This window comes from Paenibacillus cookii (assembly GCF_018333375.1).
In the GTDB taxonomy this organism is placed as follows: domain Bacteria; phylum Bacillota; class Bacilli; order Paenibacillales; family Paenibacillaceae; genus Paenibacillus_AQ; species Paenibacillus_AQ cookii.
Window position 1 is genome coordinate 23,886 of sequence record NZ_BORW01000001.1, and the last position, 13,908, is coordinate 37,793.

18 protein-coding genes are annotated in these 13,908 nt (G+C 52.0%); 1 reads left to right on the forward strand and 17 read right to left on the reverse strand.

The annotated features are described in order from the left end of the window. Positions 1 to 22: 22 nt before the first annotated feature. From bshA to KI367_RS00145, 6 genes are all read right to left on the reverse strand, one after another. Positions 23 to 1,186 carry an N-acetyl-alpha-D-glucosaminyl L-malate synthase BshA gene (gene bshA / locus KI367_RS00120; protein ID WP_212946783.1) on the reverse strand — a complete coding sequence of 388 codons (1,164 nt, stop codon included), beginning with the start codon at positions 1,184 to 1,186 and terminating at the stop codon, positions 23 to 25. 123 nt (positions 1,187 to 1,309) lie between these two features. Continuing rightward, entirely contained in the window at positions 1,310 to 2,011 is a 702-nt protein-coding gene (gene bshB1, locus KI367_RS00125) for a bacillithiol biosynthesis deacetylase BshB1 (protein WP_212946787.1), read from the reverse strand. Next, the gene (gene mgsA / locus KI367_RS00130; protein ID WP_036710090.1) at positions 2,008 to 2,427 is read right to left on the reverse strand and encodes a methylglyoxal synthase; all 420 of its coding nucleotides are present in this window, start codon (positions 2,425 to 2,427) and stop codon (positions 2,008 to 2,010) included. The genes bshB1 and mgsA overlap by 4 nt, the downstream gene beginning before the upstream one ends. Before the next feature lie 21 nt (positions 2,428 to 2,448). Next, complete coding sequence (dapB, locus tag KI367_RS00135; RefSeq protein ID WP_036710086.1) at positions 2,449 to 3,252, reverse strand: 4-hydroxy-tetrahydrodipicolinate reductase; 804 nt, start codon at positions 3,250 to 3,252, stop codon at positions 2,449 to 2,451. A gap of 27 nt (positions 3,253 to 3,279) precedes the next feature. After that, entirely contained in the window at positions 3,280 to 3,816 is a 537-nt protein-coding gene (locus KI367_RS00140; RefSeq protein ID WP_212946788.1) for a tetratricopeptide repeat protein, read from the reverse strand. A gap of 56 nt (positions 3,817 to 3,872) precedes the next feature. Continuing rightward, the gene (locus tag KI367_RS00145) at positions 3,873 to 4,202 is read right to left on the reverse strand and encodes a nucleotide pyrophosphohydrolase (protein WP_212946789.1); all 330 of its coding nucleotides are present in this window, start codon (positions 4,200 to 4,202) and stop codon (positions 3,873 to 3,875) included. A gap of 185 nt (positions 4,203 to 4,387) precedes the next feature. Between KI367_RS00145 and KI367_RS00150 the strand changes: the two genes are divergently transcribed. After that, positions 4,388 to 5,257, forward strand: coding sequence for a YitT family protein (locus tag KI367_RS00150; RefSeq protein WP_212946790.1), 870 nt, complete (start codon positions 4,388 to 4,390; stop codon positions 5,255 to 5,257). A 149-nt stretch (positions 5,258 to 5,406) separates the two neighbouring features. On the opposite strand, the gene KI367_RS00155 is transcribed toward KI367_RS00150, so the two are convergent. The 11 genes from KI367_RS00155 to KI367_RS00205 all read right to left on the reverse strand — a co-directional run bounded on the left by KI367_RS00155 (position 5,407) and on the right by KI367_RS00205 (position 13,324). Continuing rightward, entirely contained in the window at positions 5,407 to 6,279 is an 873-nt protein-coding gene (locus tag KI367_RS00155; protein ID WP_212946791.1) for a sporulation protein YpjB, read from the reverse strand. Between the two features lie 53 nt (positions 6,280 to 6,332). After that, a complete protein-coding gene (locus KI367_RS00160) occupies positions 6,333 to 6,965 on the reverse strand; it encodes a DUF1405 domain-containing protein (protein WP_036710068.1) in 633 nt (210 codons plus the stop codon). A gap of 81 nt (positions 6,966 to 7,046) precedes the next feature. Next, entirely contained in the window at positions 7,047 to 7,925 is an 879-nt protein-coding gene (locus KI367_RS00165; protein ID WP_036710063.1) for a menaquinol-cytochrome c reductase cytochrome b/c subunit, read from the reverse strand. A gap of 19 nt (positions 7,926 to 7,944) precedes the next feature. Beyond that, complete coding sequence (gene qcrB / locus KI367_RS00170) at positions 7,945 to 8,616, reverse strand: menaquinol-cytochrome c reductase cytochrome b subunit (RefSeq protein ID WP_212946792.1); 672 nt, start codon at positions 8,614 to 8,616, stop codon at positions 7,945 to 7,947. Positions 8,617 to 8,631: 15 nt separating this feature from the next. Next, positions 8,632 to 9,174, reverse strand: coding sequence for a Rieske (2Fe-2S) protein (locus tag KI367_RS00175; RefSeq protein ID WP_212946797.1), 543 nt, complete (start codon positions 9,172 to 9,174; stop codon positions 8,632 to 8,634). Positions 9,175 to 9,345: 171 nt separating this feature from the next. Continuing rightward, positions 9,346 to 9,783: a DUF2487 family protein gene (locus KI367_RS00180; protein ID WP_212946799.1), complete on the reverse strand. Its 438-nt coding sequence runs from the start codon at positions 9,781 to 9,783 to the stop codon at positions 9,346 to 9,348. Positions 9,784 to 9,990: 207 nt separating this feature from the next. After that, entirely contained in the window at positions 9,991 to 10,170 is a 180-nt protein-coding gene (locus KI367_RS00185) for an IDEAL domain-containing protein (RefSeq protein WP_036710053.1), read from the reverse strand. Positions 10,171 to 10,192: 22 nt separating this feature from the next. Continuing rightward, positions 10,193 to 10,699, reverse strand: coding sequence for a gamma carbonic anhydrase family protein (locus KI367_RS00190; protein WP_212946801.1), 507 nt, complete (start codon positions 10,697 to 10,699; stop codon positions 10,193 to 10,195). Positions 10,700 to 10,752: 53 nt separating this feature from the next. Beyond that, complete coding sequence (locus KI367_RS00195) at positions 10,753 to 11,880, reverse strand: hypothetical protein (RefSeq protein WP_212946806.1); 1,128 nt, start codon at positions 11,878 to 11,880, stop codon at positions 10,753 to 10,755. A gap of 257 nt (positions 11,881 to 12,137) precedes the next feature. Further along, on the reverse strand, positions 12,138 to 12,734 hold the full coding sequence (locus KI367_RS00200) for an anti-sigma factor (RefSeq protein WP_212946807.1): 597 nt from the start codon (positions 12,732 to 12,734) through the stop codon (positions 12,138 to 12,140). Then, a complete protein-coding gene (locus tag KI367_RS00205) occupies positions 12,731 to 13,324 on the reverse strand; it encodes an RNA polymerase sigma factor (protein WP_036710045.1) in 594 nt (197 codons plus the stop codon). Before KI367_RS00205 ends, KI367_RS00200 begins: the two co-directional genes overlap by 4 nt. Positions 13,325 to 13,908: the final 584 nt, after the last annotated feature.

Below are 13,908 nucleotides of genomic sequence, written 5' to 3' on the forward strand. Positions count from 1 at the left end.
CTGCCTCTCGTCCGAAGCCGGATCAGCCGCACACCGAATCGAGCTCCGGAACCTCGCGCCCAAGAACGCGGTAATAAATTTTCTCGTACTGCTGGGTAATCAGCCCGTCGCAGAACTGTTCGCATGCCCTTTTGACGCAGGCCTCCTTGAACGTGGCTGCAAGCGCATCGTTGGACAACAGCTGAACGGCGTAATCCGCCATGCGCTTCGTGTCGCCGATCGGCGCCAGAAATCCGGTTTCGCCATGGACGACTAGCTCCGGAATGCCGCCGGCAATCGAACCGATCGTCGGCACGCCGCAAGCCATCGCCTCCAGCGCGACCAAACCGAAGCTTTCCTTTTCCGACGGGAGCAGCAGCACGTCCGCCAGGGAAATCACTTGCGCGATGTCGTCCTGTTTACCTAAGAACAACACTTTTTCCTCGAGGCCGAGCTCCCGGATTTTGCATTGAACCTTCGGCAGGTCCGGACCTTCCCCGACGAGCAGCAGCTTGGAAGGCACTTTCTCCTGGACCTTCGCAAAAATGTCCACGACATCCCCCACCCGTTTAACGGGCCGGAAATTGGAAATATGCATCAATATTTTTTCGTGCGGTTCCGCGTAGTCTCCGCGCAGCGAGCTGATGTCCCGCGGATAATATATCCGTTTGTCGACAAAGTTATAGGTCAGGTCGATGTCCCGGCTGATGTCGAGGACCTCGCGCGTCTCTTGGATCAAATCCCGGGAAACGGCCGTTACCGCATCGCTTTCGTTGATGGCCAGGCGGATCAGGTCCTTAAGCGACTCGTCCTGGGCCAAAACGGTAATGTCCGTGCCATGGAGCGTCGTAACGACTTTCAATTGATCCCCCACCATCTGTTTGGCCAGGAATGCGCAAACGGCATGCGGAACGGCATAATGGACGTGCAAAACGTCCAGCTGCTGCATTTTGGCAACCTGCGCCATTTTCGTCGCCAGCGACATTTCGTACGGCGGATAGCGGAATACGTAATAATCGCTGACCTCCACCTCATGATAAAAAATGTTTTTGTGAAACGTGCCTCCCAGCCGAAACGGTATGCTGTTCGCGATAAAATGGACCTGATGCCCTTTTTCGGCCAAAAGCTTCCCGAGTTCGGTGGCAACGACCCCGGAACCGCCAAGGGAAGGGTAACACGTGATTCCTATTTTTAATGGTTGACTCAATCTGCCTGCCTCCCTTATGAAGAGAAGTATATGAACCCGTATGTTCCTAAAGCGTGAAATAGTCAGAACTGACCCCCCGCAACATGGCTGAAGATCAGTCCTGACTTTGATTGAAAGGCATCTCTACATGAATTTGTCCACGAGGAACGGCGACCGCGCCGCGAAACCTTCCGCATACGGAATAAGCCTGCGCTGGCCGGTCAGCTTGTCCCGGGAACGGACGCGTTCGATATAACCTTGATTGAGCGGGGTCGAAACGGCATCCTCTTCGCCAAGCCCGCTTTCGAACTGCGAACGGTAGCATAAAAGCGCTTGTTCTTTTCTCTCCTGCTCGGCGGTAATGTCCACCATGACGTCCGTCCGGCCCATATCATTTATAAAGTAAAAATACAGCTGATCCACCTGCACGGCAGGCATCTCGGGCATATAGCGGCGGAGTTTCGCGTTAAAAACCGCCTCCTCAACCAGCCGGCTGCAAGCGACGTGATCCGGATGCCGGTCTTCCCAATAAGGCGCGAACACGATCCGGGGAGCGTAACGTCGTATTTCCTCGGTAATCCGGCGCACGTGCTCCGGAGTGGCGAACAACCCCCGATCCGGCAATCCCAGGTTGCTCCGCATCGCCAGCCCAAGCACGCCTGCTGCCGCATCGGCTTCCTGCCGGCGCCGCTCCACGGTGCCGTTGGAAGACATCTCGGCATAAGTCAAGTCGCAGATGCCCACGCGGTAACCGGCGTCCACATGCTTGATGATCGTGCCGCCCATGCCGATTTCAGCGTCGTCCGCATGAGCGCCGAAGACCAGAATGTCCAGCCTGTCGCTCATTCCTCAACACCCGGCTTGTATTTATGTACCAGCTCGCGCCAGGCGAAATCGCCGCGGTCCAGTGCTTTCACCAAAATTTCCGCCGTCGCGATATTCGTTCCGAGCGGAATGCCCTGCACGTCGCAAAGGCGCAGCAAAGCGTTGATATCCGGTTCATGCGGCTGAGCCATCAGCGGATCGCGAAGGAAAATGATCAAATCCATTTCGTTTTGGGCGACAAGCGCCCCGATCTGCTGGTCGCCGCCGAGCGGCCCCGACATAAAACGGTGGATTTTCAGATTGGTGTTCTCCATGATCCGTTTGCCGGTCGTCCCGGTGGAGTACAGCTCATGTCCTTCAAATACATTTTCATAGGCCGTCACAAAATTGACCATTTCGTCCTTTTTGCGGTCGTGTGCGATAAATGCGATTTTCATCCTGTCCCACTCCTTCGGAAGCTACTCTATAAAATGATCAAATCCGTAAACCATGCCGGTATAACCCATAACCTTTTCGATCGCCATTTTCACCCCAGGCATATAACCTGCCCGTTCATAGGAATCATGACGGATTTTCAGGGTTTGGCCGAAGCCCCCGAAAATCACTTCCTGCTGCGCGAACACGCCCGGCAGCCGGACGCTGTGGATCCGGAAGCCGTTATAATAACCGCCGCGGGCTCCGTCAATCGTCTCTTCCTCTTTCGGATTTCCCTGGCGGATTTCTTCGCGGTTCTGGGCGATCAATTCGGCCGTTTTCACTGCGGTCCCGGACGGAGCGTCCAATTTTTGGTCCCCGTGGTACTCGATAATTTCCAGATGCGGGAAGTATTTCGCCGCTTGCGCGGCGAATTTCATCATCAAAATGGCGCCTACCGAAAAGTTCGGCGCGATCAAGCCGCCGATGCCTTTGCTCTGGCACTGCTTGTCCAACTCTTCGATTTGCTCCGGGGTGAACCCGGTTGTCCCGATGACCGGACGAACGCCGTGAGCAACCGCAAGTGCCGTATTGGCATAAGCAAATTGCGGCGTCGTGAAATCAACGAGGACATCCGGCTTCGTTTCTACCAACGCTAACTCCAGATCGTTTGTCACTTGGACCCCGCAGGCCGGCAGACCGACCAGGGTTCCGGCATCGGTGCCTTGCTGGGAGCGGTTGACCGCTGCCGCCAGCTCCAAATCCGGATCCTCAAGAACCAGCTTGACGACCTCTTTTCCCATTCTTCCGGCAGCCCCGGCGACTGCAACTTTGATTCGATTTGACATGCGCTTTTCCCCCCGCTTTTTTCTTTGCTACGTAGTGGAATCGTGCAAATAGGTGCTCAATCGGCTTTTGAACTGGTCAAGCATGCTTTGCAGTCCGTCATCCTGCGGCTGCAGAGCCATGGCTTCTTTTAATGAAGCGATCGCAAGCGCATGCTCGTTAAGCTGGCTGTAAGCCACGGCAAGCCAAATGTACGCCTCCGCGTAGAGCGGGTCAAGGTGTACGGCTTCCTTCAGCACGGACACCGTTTGATACAGTTCGCTGGCGGGTGCCATATCGCCTGAGTCGAGCACCTTTTTGGCATCCTGCACGATTCGCATCGATTGCAGATGCTGAAGATTGAGGGCGTATTCCGCTTTATCCGGTTCCAGCTCGCAGGCCTTTTGTGCATGTTCGAGCGCTTTGTCGATTTTTCCGCTTCGCGCATAGGTCACAGAGCACCGGTAACGAATTTCAGCGGACGCCGGATTCTCCGCAGCAGCTGCCTCAAACCACTGAAGAGCCCCTTCGAAATCATTTTGCAAAATGCACTGGTAAGCATTTCGAACGAATTGTTCGGATTTCATCCTGCCGTACTCCCCCCTGTTATTACAGGCTATTGTACAGCATATGTATGACGGGCTTATTCGGTGTCCTTTTTCGTCCAACGGTTTGCGTCCCGCGTATTAAATTTATGCATGACCTTGTCATGCGCCTCCGTCAGGTCAATGCCGAGAGAGTTGGCGAAACAGATCGTGATGAACAAAATGTCGCCAAGCTCAAGCTCGATGGAGTTTTCCTCCTCCGTGGCTTTTTTCGGTTTTTCCCCGAAGCGGTGGTTTACCTCGCGAGCCAGTTCGCCCACCTCTTCCGACATCCGCGCCAGCATGGACAAAGGACTGAAATATCCTTCTTTGAACTGGGAGATATACCGGTCGACTTCCTTTTGCATTTCAGCCAGTGTCTTTTCCATTTCGGATGGACCATCCCCCTTAAATCTGCATTTTTCACCCCGATTAGACAAGGTATCAGTTTACTCCATATGTTATCGCAAAGCCGAAATGAACACAAATCTTTTTTAAATCGTCTGGAAAAAGGTATACTATGGTTGGAGCGAAGAGCTTGTTCTTCCTACTTTTGGTTAATGCGAGGGGTTTCATGACATTATCGAAATGGTTGTCTCCCATGAAAATGGTCCTGCCGATCATCCTCGGGACCGCCGTGTATGCTTTTGGGCTGCTGTATTTCATCATTCCGAACCAGCTGATGGAAGGCGGGGTTACGGGCGTCACCGTCCTGCTCAATTACGCCTTCGCCGTACCGCCCGCGCTTTCGACGCTGGTGCTGAACATTCCGCTGTTCCTGATCGGACTCAAAGTGTTGGGCGGCAGGCAAATGATCTATACCGGCGTCGGCATCGCCGCGCTCACGTTCTTTTTATGGGTGTTCGAAAAAATGATAGGCTGGGGTTGGATCACCCCGTTCCAAACCGAACGGGACTACATTCTCGCTGCCCTGTACGCCGGCGTTACGTTAGGCGCGGGGCTCGGCATCGTGTTCCGGTTCGGCGGGACGACGGGCGGCTCGGACATCGTGGCCCGGATCTGCAACCGCAAGTTCGGCTGGAGCATGGGCCAGGTCATTTTAGGAATCGATATCATCATTATCGGCGCTTCCCTTTTCTTTATCCCCAGAGAACGAATATTATACACGCTTGTCGCCGTGTTCATATCGTCCAAGGTGATCGATTTCATTCAAGAAGGGGCATATGCCGCCAAAGCCTTTACCATCATCAGCGACCATGCGCCGGAAATCGCCGACAAAATCACGGCCGAAATGGAGCGCGGGGTAACGCTGATTCCGGCCATCGGGGCTTATTCGAAACAGGCGAAGCATATGGCCTATTGCGTAGTCGCAAGACACGAAATCCGGAGGCTGAACGGAATCGTCAAATCGATCGACCCCCGCGCGTTTGTCATTATCAATGACGTCCATGACGTGCTTGGCGAAGGGTTCAAAGAGACCTGACGAATTGGCGCCGGCAAACCCCGGCGACTCATCGGCTGTAAGCGTAAATAGCACCAAAAGCCTGCTGCTTCCGCTTGCGTTTGGTTGCATGCCCTGCAAAACAAAAAAAGCTCCTGTCGAACTTGCTGTTCAGGGAGCTTTTTGAAGCATTACGTCCTTGGCGTCACCTTTTTAAAGCTGTTTTTTTCGCCTTTGTATTTTCGGTATGCGGTATAAGCGAGAATGGCGGCAATAAAAGCCCCTCCCCAAAACATCCACGGCCACGAACCATCGACTTGATCAAGCGGCGCCAACGCCGGATGATCTTTTTTCTTGCCGAACAGCCCGTTGAACATTTCCTCGCCCTGCCCGATCATGCTTTCGATTTCGGCGGGTTTGGGCTGGACGGCATTCACCAAACCTCCCATGTACGAAATCCAGGAATCCACCATCGCCACGTCCGAGGGCGTACGCTGGATCGTGACCGCCGGACGGATCAGCTCGTAATGCTCCTGAAGACGGTCGTATGCCTGTTTGGCGGCCAATACGTCGCCTTTGCCCAATCCTGCCCTCATCTGGCTCAGTTCCTCGCGGATCACCTTGTAATATTGCATCCATATCGGCTGTTTGGGGTTGTTCAGACTGTCGGCAGCCATTCTAAGCTTGGCCGATGCCGTAAGCCACTGCTTCTTGTCGAGGTGGACCCGCGCAACCGCTTCTTTCATTTCGATGATGCTTTCGGACAGGGCATGAATCCCCTCCACGCTGGTCAGCTTTTGAAAAGAAGAGGACTCGAAGATCGCGTTCACCTCCTGCAATTCCCTGCCGACCTGGTTAATGTCGCCTTGAAGGACATGGTTGTACATTTGCTCCGCCACCTGGCTTAAGCGAGCCGCCTGCCGGGCAGCGTCCTCCGGCCCTGCGGGAGCCTGGTCGTCAGCCGAGCGGCCATGCGCGATAACCGGCTGCAATGACAGCACAACGGCCAGGAGCCATAGGATGAACCATCGGGTTTTGGGCTTTAACGGTATGCTCCGCAGCATAGGACATCCCTCCTACCGTAAATGTATGGCAGAAGGGATGCGGGTAGAACAAGCTATGTAGAATTGCGTTTGCCAAGACGGAGCACGAGCCAGGCGAGCAAAACGCTGAACAGCGTAAGCCCGAGCGTAAAGCTCTGAACTCCTTGCAGATCGTCCTCCAAAACTCGGGGAAGCCACGGGTAGACGCCAAACGTATAATCCACGATATCGTTAAGAAACGTCCAGGCTGCGGCCGGAATAAGCATGATCGCGCCAAAACGAAAAAACCGCACGAACAGCAGCGCTTCGATGGCCATGATCAAATGGGATGCAACCAGCATCCAATCCTGCCACACCAACTGATCCCCTTGGGCAGCCCCGGCAAAAATGATGCTCACCGCCCATACCCCGTATTTGACGGAGGTCACAACGGCCAGCGATTCCATCAAAAGCCTGAAACCTGCGAAAAAGGACGACTTCGGCGGATACAAAAGAAACAACACGCTGATCGTAAAAAAGAGGCTTGCCGTCGGGCTGTCAGGGACAAAAATAACCTGCCATAACGCGTTGTGGGCCAACGTAAATTCGATCTGGTCTCCATACCATATGTACCCGTATACGGTTCCGATCAAATTGCACCAAAACAGCAGCCATAAAATCACCCGGTTGGTTAAAAAAGCGCGGCTCCAAAAAAACGAAACAGACAACTGGCGGTCCTCCTTTCGCCGTTTTTTTCCAAAAAAACCTGACCGCTTTCACGATCAGGTTTTTGGATCACATATTTCGGCTTATTTTGCTTCAGCCTTTTGTTTGGAGAGCCAATCCGCCAAATTGTCAATGTCTTTGTCCGTCAGGCCTGCCGCGATTGCACTGTCGTACATCGCCGGCATTTTGCCTTCGTAACCTTCTTTGATGATTTTGAGGATGGCTGCTTTATCATGTTTGTCGCCGACGCCACGCAGCGATGGTCCGCTGGCACCCTTCAAATCGGCAGCGTGGCAAGAAATGCAGCCCGCTTTTTTGAAGGATTCCATCGCCGGATTTTCTTTATCGACGATCGCAATTTCTTGTTGTTGATTGCCGCTTGTCGTTGGAAGGCCTTTGGCTCTGTTTTCTGCCGCTTTTTCTTCGCGCTGGATGTTTTCAGGGACTTGGCCCGTTTCAGCCAGCTCGGCTTTGTAATGAGTCCAGGCGCTGTTCGTCAGGTATACGCACGCAATCAAAGAAAGAATCATAAGCGACGAAGCGATCGGTCTGCGATAGAAGCGGCGCTCTTTGCCCGTATCAAGGAACGGAGCAAGCAGCAGCGAACCGAAGGCAACGCCCGTCACGCCAATCGTTCCGAGCACGATGTAATCGCCGGATGCGTATGGCATCTTCAAGTACTGATACAGGAACAAGAAGTACCAGTCCGGCATCGGAATGATCGAAGCGCTTGGATTCGCCGGGAACCACAGCGGAGCAGGCTCTGCGATGGTAAGTACCAAGAATCCGACAAGCACGACAACGCCGACCATCCATTCTTTCAGCAGAAAGTTAGGGATGAACGCTTCCGATTTGCCCGGATACGCGGTGTAGTCCGGAGGAGTGACGAACCCTGCGCCCTTTTTAACGCGGGAGTCTCCTACGTACACAACTTTTTCTTTCGAATTTTTCCCGTGTGCCATCGATATTCCTCCCTTCTTATTATAGTGGACCGGAAATGCCCTGTCTGCGGATCATGATGAAATGTCCCACCATCAGTACGAGCAATACGGCCGGGAGGAAGAATACATGAAGCGCGAAGAACCGTGTCAGCGTTTCCGCGCCTACGATGGTACCGCCCTGCAGGAATTCCTTGATGATTGGCCCGAGCCAAGGAACGGAATTCGCGATTTCGAGCGTAACCTTCGTAGCGAAGTAAGCTTTGTTATCCCAAGGAAGCAGGTAACCGGTAAGGCCCAGACCCAGCATAACAAAGAACAGAAGCATACCAACGACCCAGTTCATTTCACGCGGCGCTTTGTAAGAACCCGTGAAGAACACGCGCATAGTATGTAAGAACATCATGACGATAACCAGGCTCGCGCCCCAGTGGTGCATACCGCGCACGATTTGGCCGAACGCCACCTGCGTTTGCAGGTACTCGACGCTGTTGTACGCGTTGATGATGTCCGGTACATAATACATGGTCAGGAACATCCCTGACAGGATTTGAATGACCGTGATAAAAAACGTCAATCCGCCAAAGCAGTATACGAATGCGGAGAAATGATGCGCCGGGTTAACATGCTCAGGCACTTCGTGGTCAGCAACGTCTCTCCAAATCGGCGTGACATCAAGACGTTCATCAATCCAGTTGTAGACACTCTTAAACATCCGAATCTACGCCTCCTATTTCACTTCAGTATTTGGCTCTACTTGCCCCAAATACACCCAACCGTCCTGCAATTTCAGTTTATACGTATCGAGTGGTTTAGGCGCTACAGCCAAGTTCTTGCCGAGTTTGTTGTAACGTGCGCCATGGCATGGGCAGTGATACTCGTCAGGGAAATTTTTGTCGTTGTTCCAGCCGACCGTGCACCCCAGGTGCTTACAGATCGGGGACAGCGCATAGATTTTCCCTTGCTCATCCTTACGGATCCAGGCCGTCAATGTAGCCTTGCTCGCGTACCATCCATCCTGCTGTTGGAGTTCAAAAGAGAATTCCTGAGGCTCGTCCGTAATTTTGCTTTCTTCCACGACCTTAATGAATTCGCCTTCACCTTTTTTATGCAGAATCGGATCAACTGCAAACCGCACCATCGGGAGCACTGGGCCCATTGCCATAAATGCGGTTGCACCACCTAAAGTATAAGCAAGAAATTGTCGACGGGACATTTCTTTACGCCCGGGTGGTTTCTCAGATGGTTCATGGTGGTCATTTTGGTTGCTCATAATGTCTTCAACCCCCTTTGTCAACCAATTCTTTAAGTGCTTTCAATGATTATCATCACACGACTTACTAGGACATAATAATAATATATTAGCCTTATAAGACCGTCAAGAATAACCAGATCTTTTTATTCTACAGTTGAAGAATTAACCAATTAAATTGTTGAATTTCTGTCACAATTGCATTTCGGTTCCGGAATTCCATAATTTATGAATTTCTCCCTGCACGATACCGGCCAATTCTTTCCCGCTCTCGGCTTCTATCGCTGGTCGCGCCAAGATCAAATCGGCTTCCGGCAGATCGCTTGCCGGGAGGCTGCAGTCCGCCGACATGATGACGACATGTTTGAAGCCCGCCTGTTTCACGTTGCGGCACACTTCGTTCAAAAGCGACATTTCCCGCTGCAATCCGTATTGGAATGCAGGATATGTAATCATTCTTCCCTTAAACGGAATTTCGACCAGGTCCATGAAATCCCTTAGACGTTCAAGGGCTGCCGTGGCTTCGACCGGGCTTTCGTTCCCGGTCAATCCCGTATAGGGAATGAGACAAGTGTCAAAATAGGGCTGCAGTTCCCCCCAAGACGACTCGTCCACTTCGCTGAATTTCATTCGTTTCACCCTTCCATCATTTTTCTCCATTATATTTCATATTATGCCTCGGCTGAAGAAAAAAAGAAACGCCGGTCTCTCCGCTCGGGTAAACGTCCCGCGTTCCCGAACGGAAAGCTGCCTGCATTTCTTTTTGTGACGGGCTTTTAGGGTGGAACCAACTTGCCTTCCACGCCGGTCGCATAGATCGAATATCATGCGCTCGGTTTAATTCAACAACCTCAGTTCATCCGTTAGATTACGGAAAGCCGATTCGTCTCCGGTAGCCAGCGCCCGATCGATTTCGCGATAGAGCTCCTCGCTCCGATGTTTGCGCAACGCTTCGTCCCATACCATTTCAGCAGCAAGCCCCAACATGACTTCATACGTAGCTTTCATTTTATCCATAGGATGCACCTCCAAACATTGTTTAGAACATCCTATACTCTTTCCCCTTCTCCACATAGTTTTGAGTCGTGCGGTACATTCGCTGCAAATCCGCTTCCGTCAATTCGCGGACCACTCTTGCTGGAGAACCGAGGGATAGCGTATAGGGTGGGATTTTTTTGTTTTCAGTAACGAGACTGCCTGCACCTATTAAAGCATATTCTCCAATTTCGGCACCGTTCAGTACAATGGCCCCCATGCCGATTAATGTACCTTTACCTATCGTACATCCGTGAATGATGGCGGAATGTCCAACGGATACGTCGTCAGCGACGATGAGCGGCTCACCCGTATTCACATGTCCGACGGCTCCGTCTTGAATGTTGCATCGCTCACCGATCACGATCGGCGCCATGTCGCCTCTGAGAACGGCATTGAACCATACGCTCGAGTCCGCTCCGATCTGAACGTCCCCGATGATTTTGGCACCTTCGGCCACGTAAACGGAAGGCTGCAGCTTCGGCATATGCTGACCGTAACGCAATAACATTTCTCATCACTCCTAACTTTGGGAGTGATTTTAACAACTTTTACAAGCTTTTGTCAATGGACGAAAGAAGCATTCCCTCCGCCTAAAACGGAGCTTTTCCCCGCAAGTTTCAGTCCCCAAGCGGTCATCTGGACCACGGCTCCTTGCTCTTGGCTTTCTCCGATCCGCAGCAGTCCCAAATGAAGCATCATCTTCAAAATCCGCTCATTGAGAATCGATTCCGCGGTGTCGTAGTAATAAGGTTTGATCAACCAGCCGATCGCCTGATGCAGCGATGAGACGGTCACCCATTCCTTGGCGCATTCGCTTGTCCAGTAAACCAGGGAAGTCAGGTTGGGGATCGCTTGTTTATATAGCCTTAACCAGAAACGGAAAATTTGCACCATGCTTTCTTTCATTCCGCCGTCTATCATTTCCGTTCCCTTCGGGGTTAAGCGCAAGCGCCCTCCCTCTTCGGCAATGTACTCCTGATAGGATGCAAAATCGTACAGCAAAGCAAACCGGCTCGGGTAAGAGGTGAATGATCTTCCGTATCCGAAACGCCACCCGCCTTTCGTGACCAAAGGTTCGCTTACGTGAAGCATGTCCATGACCTGCTGCTGCTGGCGGCGATACATGGCCGCTTCCTGGTTAAGCTCGATTTCCTGATCGCGGACATACCGCAAAAATAACAGCAGATCCTCCGCATACAAGTTTTGTTCCTCACGGTAGGCCCCGGGTTCTCCGGACCGCCTGACCCGGTTGCGAAGCATGGCGCCGAGTTCCTGCCTGAACCTTTCCTTTAAATCGTTCGGCATCTGAAACAGGAATCTCGTGCTTTGGGTCGTGCCGTTGAACAGCCACCCGCTTCGCTTATACCTGGCGATGGCTTCGCGCGGACTTTCCGCCTTCTGCTGCTTGTCCGAAGGATCGGCATCAAAAGCGGTTTGCCCGATGATGGCCAGCAGTTCTTCCAGGCTGTAGGAGCCGCGGCCGTCAAACAAAAGGGTGTTGAGAAAACGCAAATCTTTTGCCGAACTGCTGCTGACCTGCTGCTCGATAAATTCCCTACGGTTTAGCATAACCAAAATGCTCTGGATCAGTTCATGTTTGGAATTCCGCTTGCACTCGCATTCGTAATGCTCCGCAATGGTCGTCAGCTGGCCGATGTCGGCATATGTCAGCATATCCGCTAAATTCATCTCTGATCGCCTCGCCGTTTTACTACCATTATGGGAATTATTACAATTTTTATTCGGCAAAAACAAAAAAAATAACCCGAACGAAAGTCCAAGTTATTCTTTGGCATGAAGAAAAACGAGCGGTATAAATGTTATAAGCGGAAAAGCGGGAAAATCCGTTCGGCGCTCGCGCCGTCCGCCAATGCCTCGCTGCTGCTTCAGGGCTGCGAAAAGGCATATTCCGGATTTCGCGCGGCCTTCTCGCGCATCCAAACGCTTTATTTGCGCATTTGGCTCAGCCGCCGCAGCGACAGCAGGGCCATCGCAACGCCCAGCACCGATAAAATCATCCAATATTGCGGATGCGTCGGTCCCATGCTGACGACAAACGGTTCGATGATCCCGCTGTTCGTTGCCGGAATATTGTAGCTGAAACGGCTTAATTCCGCGCTGCCGGCAATCCCCGTCGGCAATATGCCCGTCGCGGCGTCGGCGGTTTCCTTCGGTTGCGGCTTATCCATAAGCAGGAAATAAAGCGCGCTGCACAGGAACACCATCACGAAGCCGGTAATCCATAACGACAACCGTTTCCTCGTCGCCGCAGGCACGTCAAACGGCTTGCCCTTGTCCGGAATGAGCCACGGGGATTCCCGGTAAATCCGGTCCATGACGTTCCGGTTGATCTCCTCCGCTTTTTCTTCGGAGGCTTCCTCCTGCAATTCCAAAATGTAGCTGTGGCTTTCCATCCACAAATCGAATTCCGCCGCGCAATCGCTGCAGGTCGTCATGTGCATTTCCAGCTGCCGCCATCTGGGATCATTTTCATTCAAATCCGATATCAGCCCGAATAATTCTTGAGCCTCATCGCAAGTCATCTGCTTTTCATCCCTTCGTATTGTTCATAGTTTTGCTCATAAAAATACGGTTCCAGCTGTACCTTCACGCTGGATCGGGCTCTGAACAGCAAGGATTTGACCGAACTGACGCTTTGTCCTAATATATCGGCGATCTCCTGATAGTCGAGCTGGTCATATTCCCGAAGGATCAAGGCAGACCGCTGTTTCTCCGGCAAATTGTTGATGGCCTCGCGCACAAGCTCCACCTTCTCATTCCGCAAAACGGCTTGTTCCGGAGCAATCTCCGCCGGCGCAACGGGCGTCACCCCGCTTTCCTCGATCGGAACATGGGCGCCCTTTTGTTTTCTCAGCTCGCTGAGCACGGTGTTCCGTGCGATCGTATACAACCAGGTCGAAAAGGATGCATCCACTTCCCGGAAGGAATGCAGGCTGCGAAATGCCTTATAGAATGTCTCGGAGCATAAGTCCTCGGCCATGAGCTCCATGTGGGAGCTTCGAAGCATATGGTAAACAAAAGCCAAAATTTTCCGTTGATAACGGCGCATTAATTCGGAGAAGAGCTCGACGTTGCCCTTCTTGATTTCCCTAATCATTTGGGAATCCGTCATTTTTATGTAACCTCCTCGCCCGTACAAAACCTCCCCGTTCGATTCAGTCGTATATAAGTACCGAACAGGATCCGAAAAGTTGCGGTCGATATTTGTTGTCGGCGGTCCATGACACGCAAACACTATGTATTGGCAAATTCCCCAACGATTCTACAAAACTATCACTATCATTGTAGCACATTCAAGTATAACCGTCAGGAAAGCCGCGCGCAAATTGTCCGTTTCCCCCGCCGAAACCGGAATTCTGCCGAATAAAAAATGATTCCAATATATCAATAGACGGAACAACCTCGCAAAATGTTACTAGAACATACATATTTTTTTCGGAAACAGCTTTCGGCCAAAAAAGCAAACCACGTTTAACCTCGCCGCGACCGAGCCGATCAAAACTCCCACACCCGCTCACGATATGTAAAACGCTTTGGACAATCATGGGGTTAGCAGAAAAACAAAAAAAAGACCGCGAATCATTCGCGGTCCGTTGTTCACTTCGGAACAACCATTTATTTGGATAGGAGTGGAGAGAAACCATACTGTACTTTTATTATATGTATCCGTTTTCATTTTGTCAACCCTATATTCAA

Excerpts from the sequence above, each read along its gene's own strand:
- bshB1 (WP_212946787.1), bottom strand. The coding sequence starts at position 2,011 with ATGAGCGACAGGCTGGACATTCTGGTCTTCGGCGCTCATGCGGACGAC.
- mgsA (WP_036710090.1), bottom strand. The coding sequence starts at position 2,427 with ATGAAAATCGCATTTATCGCACACGACCGCAAAAAGGACGAAATGGTC.
- dapB (WP_036710086.1), bottom strand. The coding sequence starts at position 3,252 with ATGTCAAATCGAATCAAAGTTGCAGTCGCCGGGGCTGCCGGAAGAATG.
- KI367_RS00140 (WP_212946788.1), bottom strand. The coding sequence starts at position 3,816 with ATGAAATCCGAACAATTCGTTCGAAATGCTTACCAGTGCATTTTGCAA.
- KI367_RS00145 (WP_212946789.1), bottom strand. The coding sequence starts at position 4,202 with ATGGAAAAGACACTGGCTGAAATGCAAAAGGAAGTCGACCGGTATATC.
- KI367_RS00150 (WP_212946790.1), top strand. The coding sequence starts at position 4,388 with ATGACATTATCGAAATGGTTGTCTCCCATGAAAATGGTCCTGCCGATC.
- KI367_RS00155 (WP_212946791.1), bottom strand. The coding sequence starts at position 6,279 with ATGCTGCGGAGCATACCGTTAAAGCCCAAAACCCGATGGTTCATCCTA.
- KI367_RS00165 (WP_036710063.1), bottom strand. The coding sequence starts at position 7,925 with ATGGCACACGGGAAAAATTCGAAAGAAAAAGTTGTGTACGTAGGAGAC.
- qcrB (WP_212946792.1), bottom strand. The coding sequence starts at position 8,616 with ATGTTTAAGAGTGTCTACAACTGGATTGATGAACGTCTTGATGTCACG.
- KI367_RS00175 (WP_212946797.1), bottom strand. The coding sequence starts at position 9,174 with ATGAGCAACCAAAATGACCACCATGAACCATCTGAGAAACCACCCGGG.
- KI367_RS00180 (WP_212946799.1), bottom strand. The coding sequence starts at position 9,783 with ATGAAATTCAGCGAAGTGGACGAGTCGTCTTGGGGGGAACTGCAGCCC.
- KI367_RS00185 (WP_036710053.1), bottom strand. The coding sequence starts at position 10,170 with ATGGATAAAATGAAAGCTACGTATGAAGTCATGTTGGGGCTTGCTGCT.
- KI367_RS00190 (WP_212946801.1), bottom strand. The coding sequence starts at position 10,699 with ATGTTATTGCGTTACGGTCAGCATATGCCGAAGCTGCAGCCTTCCGTT.
- KI367_RS00195 (WP_212946806.1), bottom strand. The coding sequence starts at position 11,880 with ATGAATTTAGCGGATATGCTGACATATGCCGACATCGGCCAGCTGACG.
- KI367_RS00200 (WP_212946807.1), bottom strand. The coding sequence starts at position 12,734 with ATGACTTGCGATGAGGCTCAAGAATTATTCGGGCTGATATCGGATTTG.
- KI367_RS00205 (WP_036710045.1), bottom strand. The coding sequence starts at position 13,324 with ATGACGGATTCCCAAATGATTAGGGAAATCAAGAAGGGCAACGTCGAG.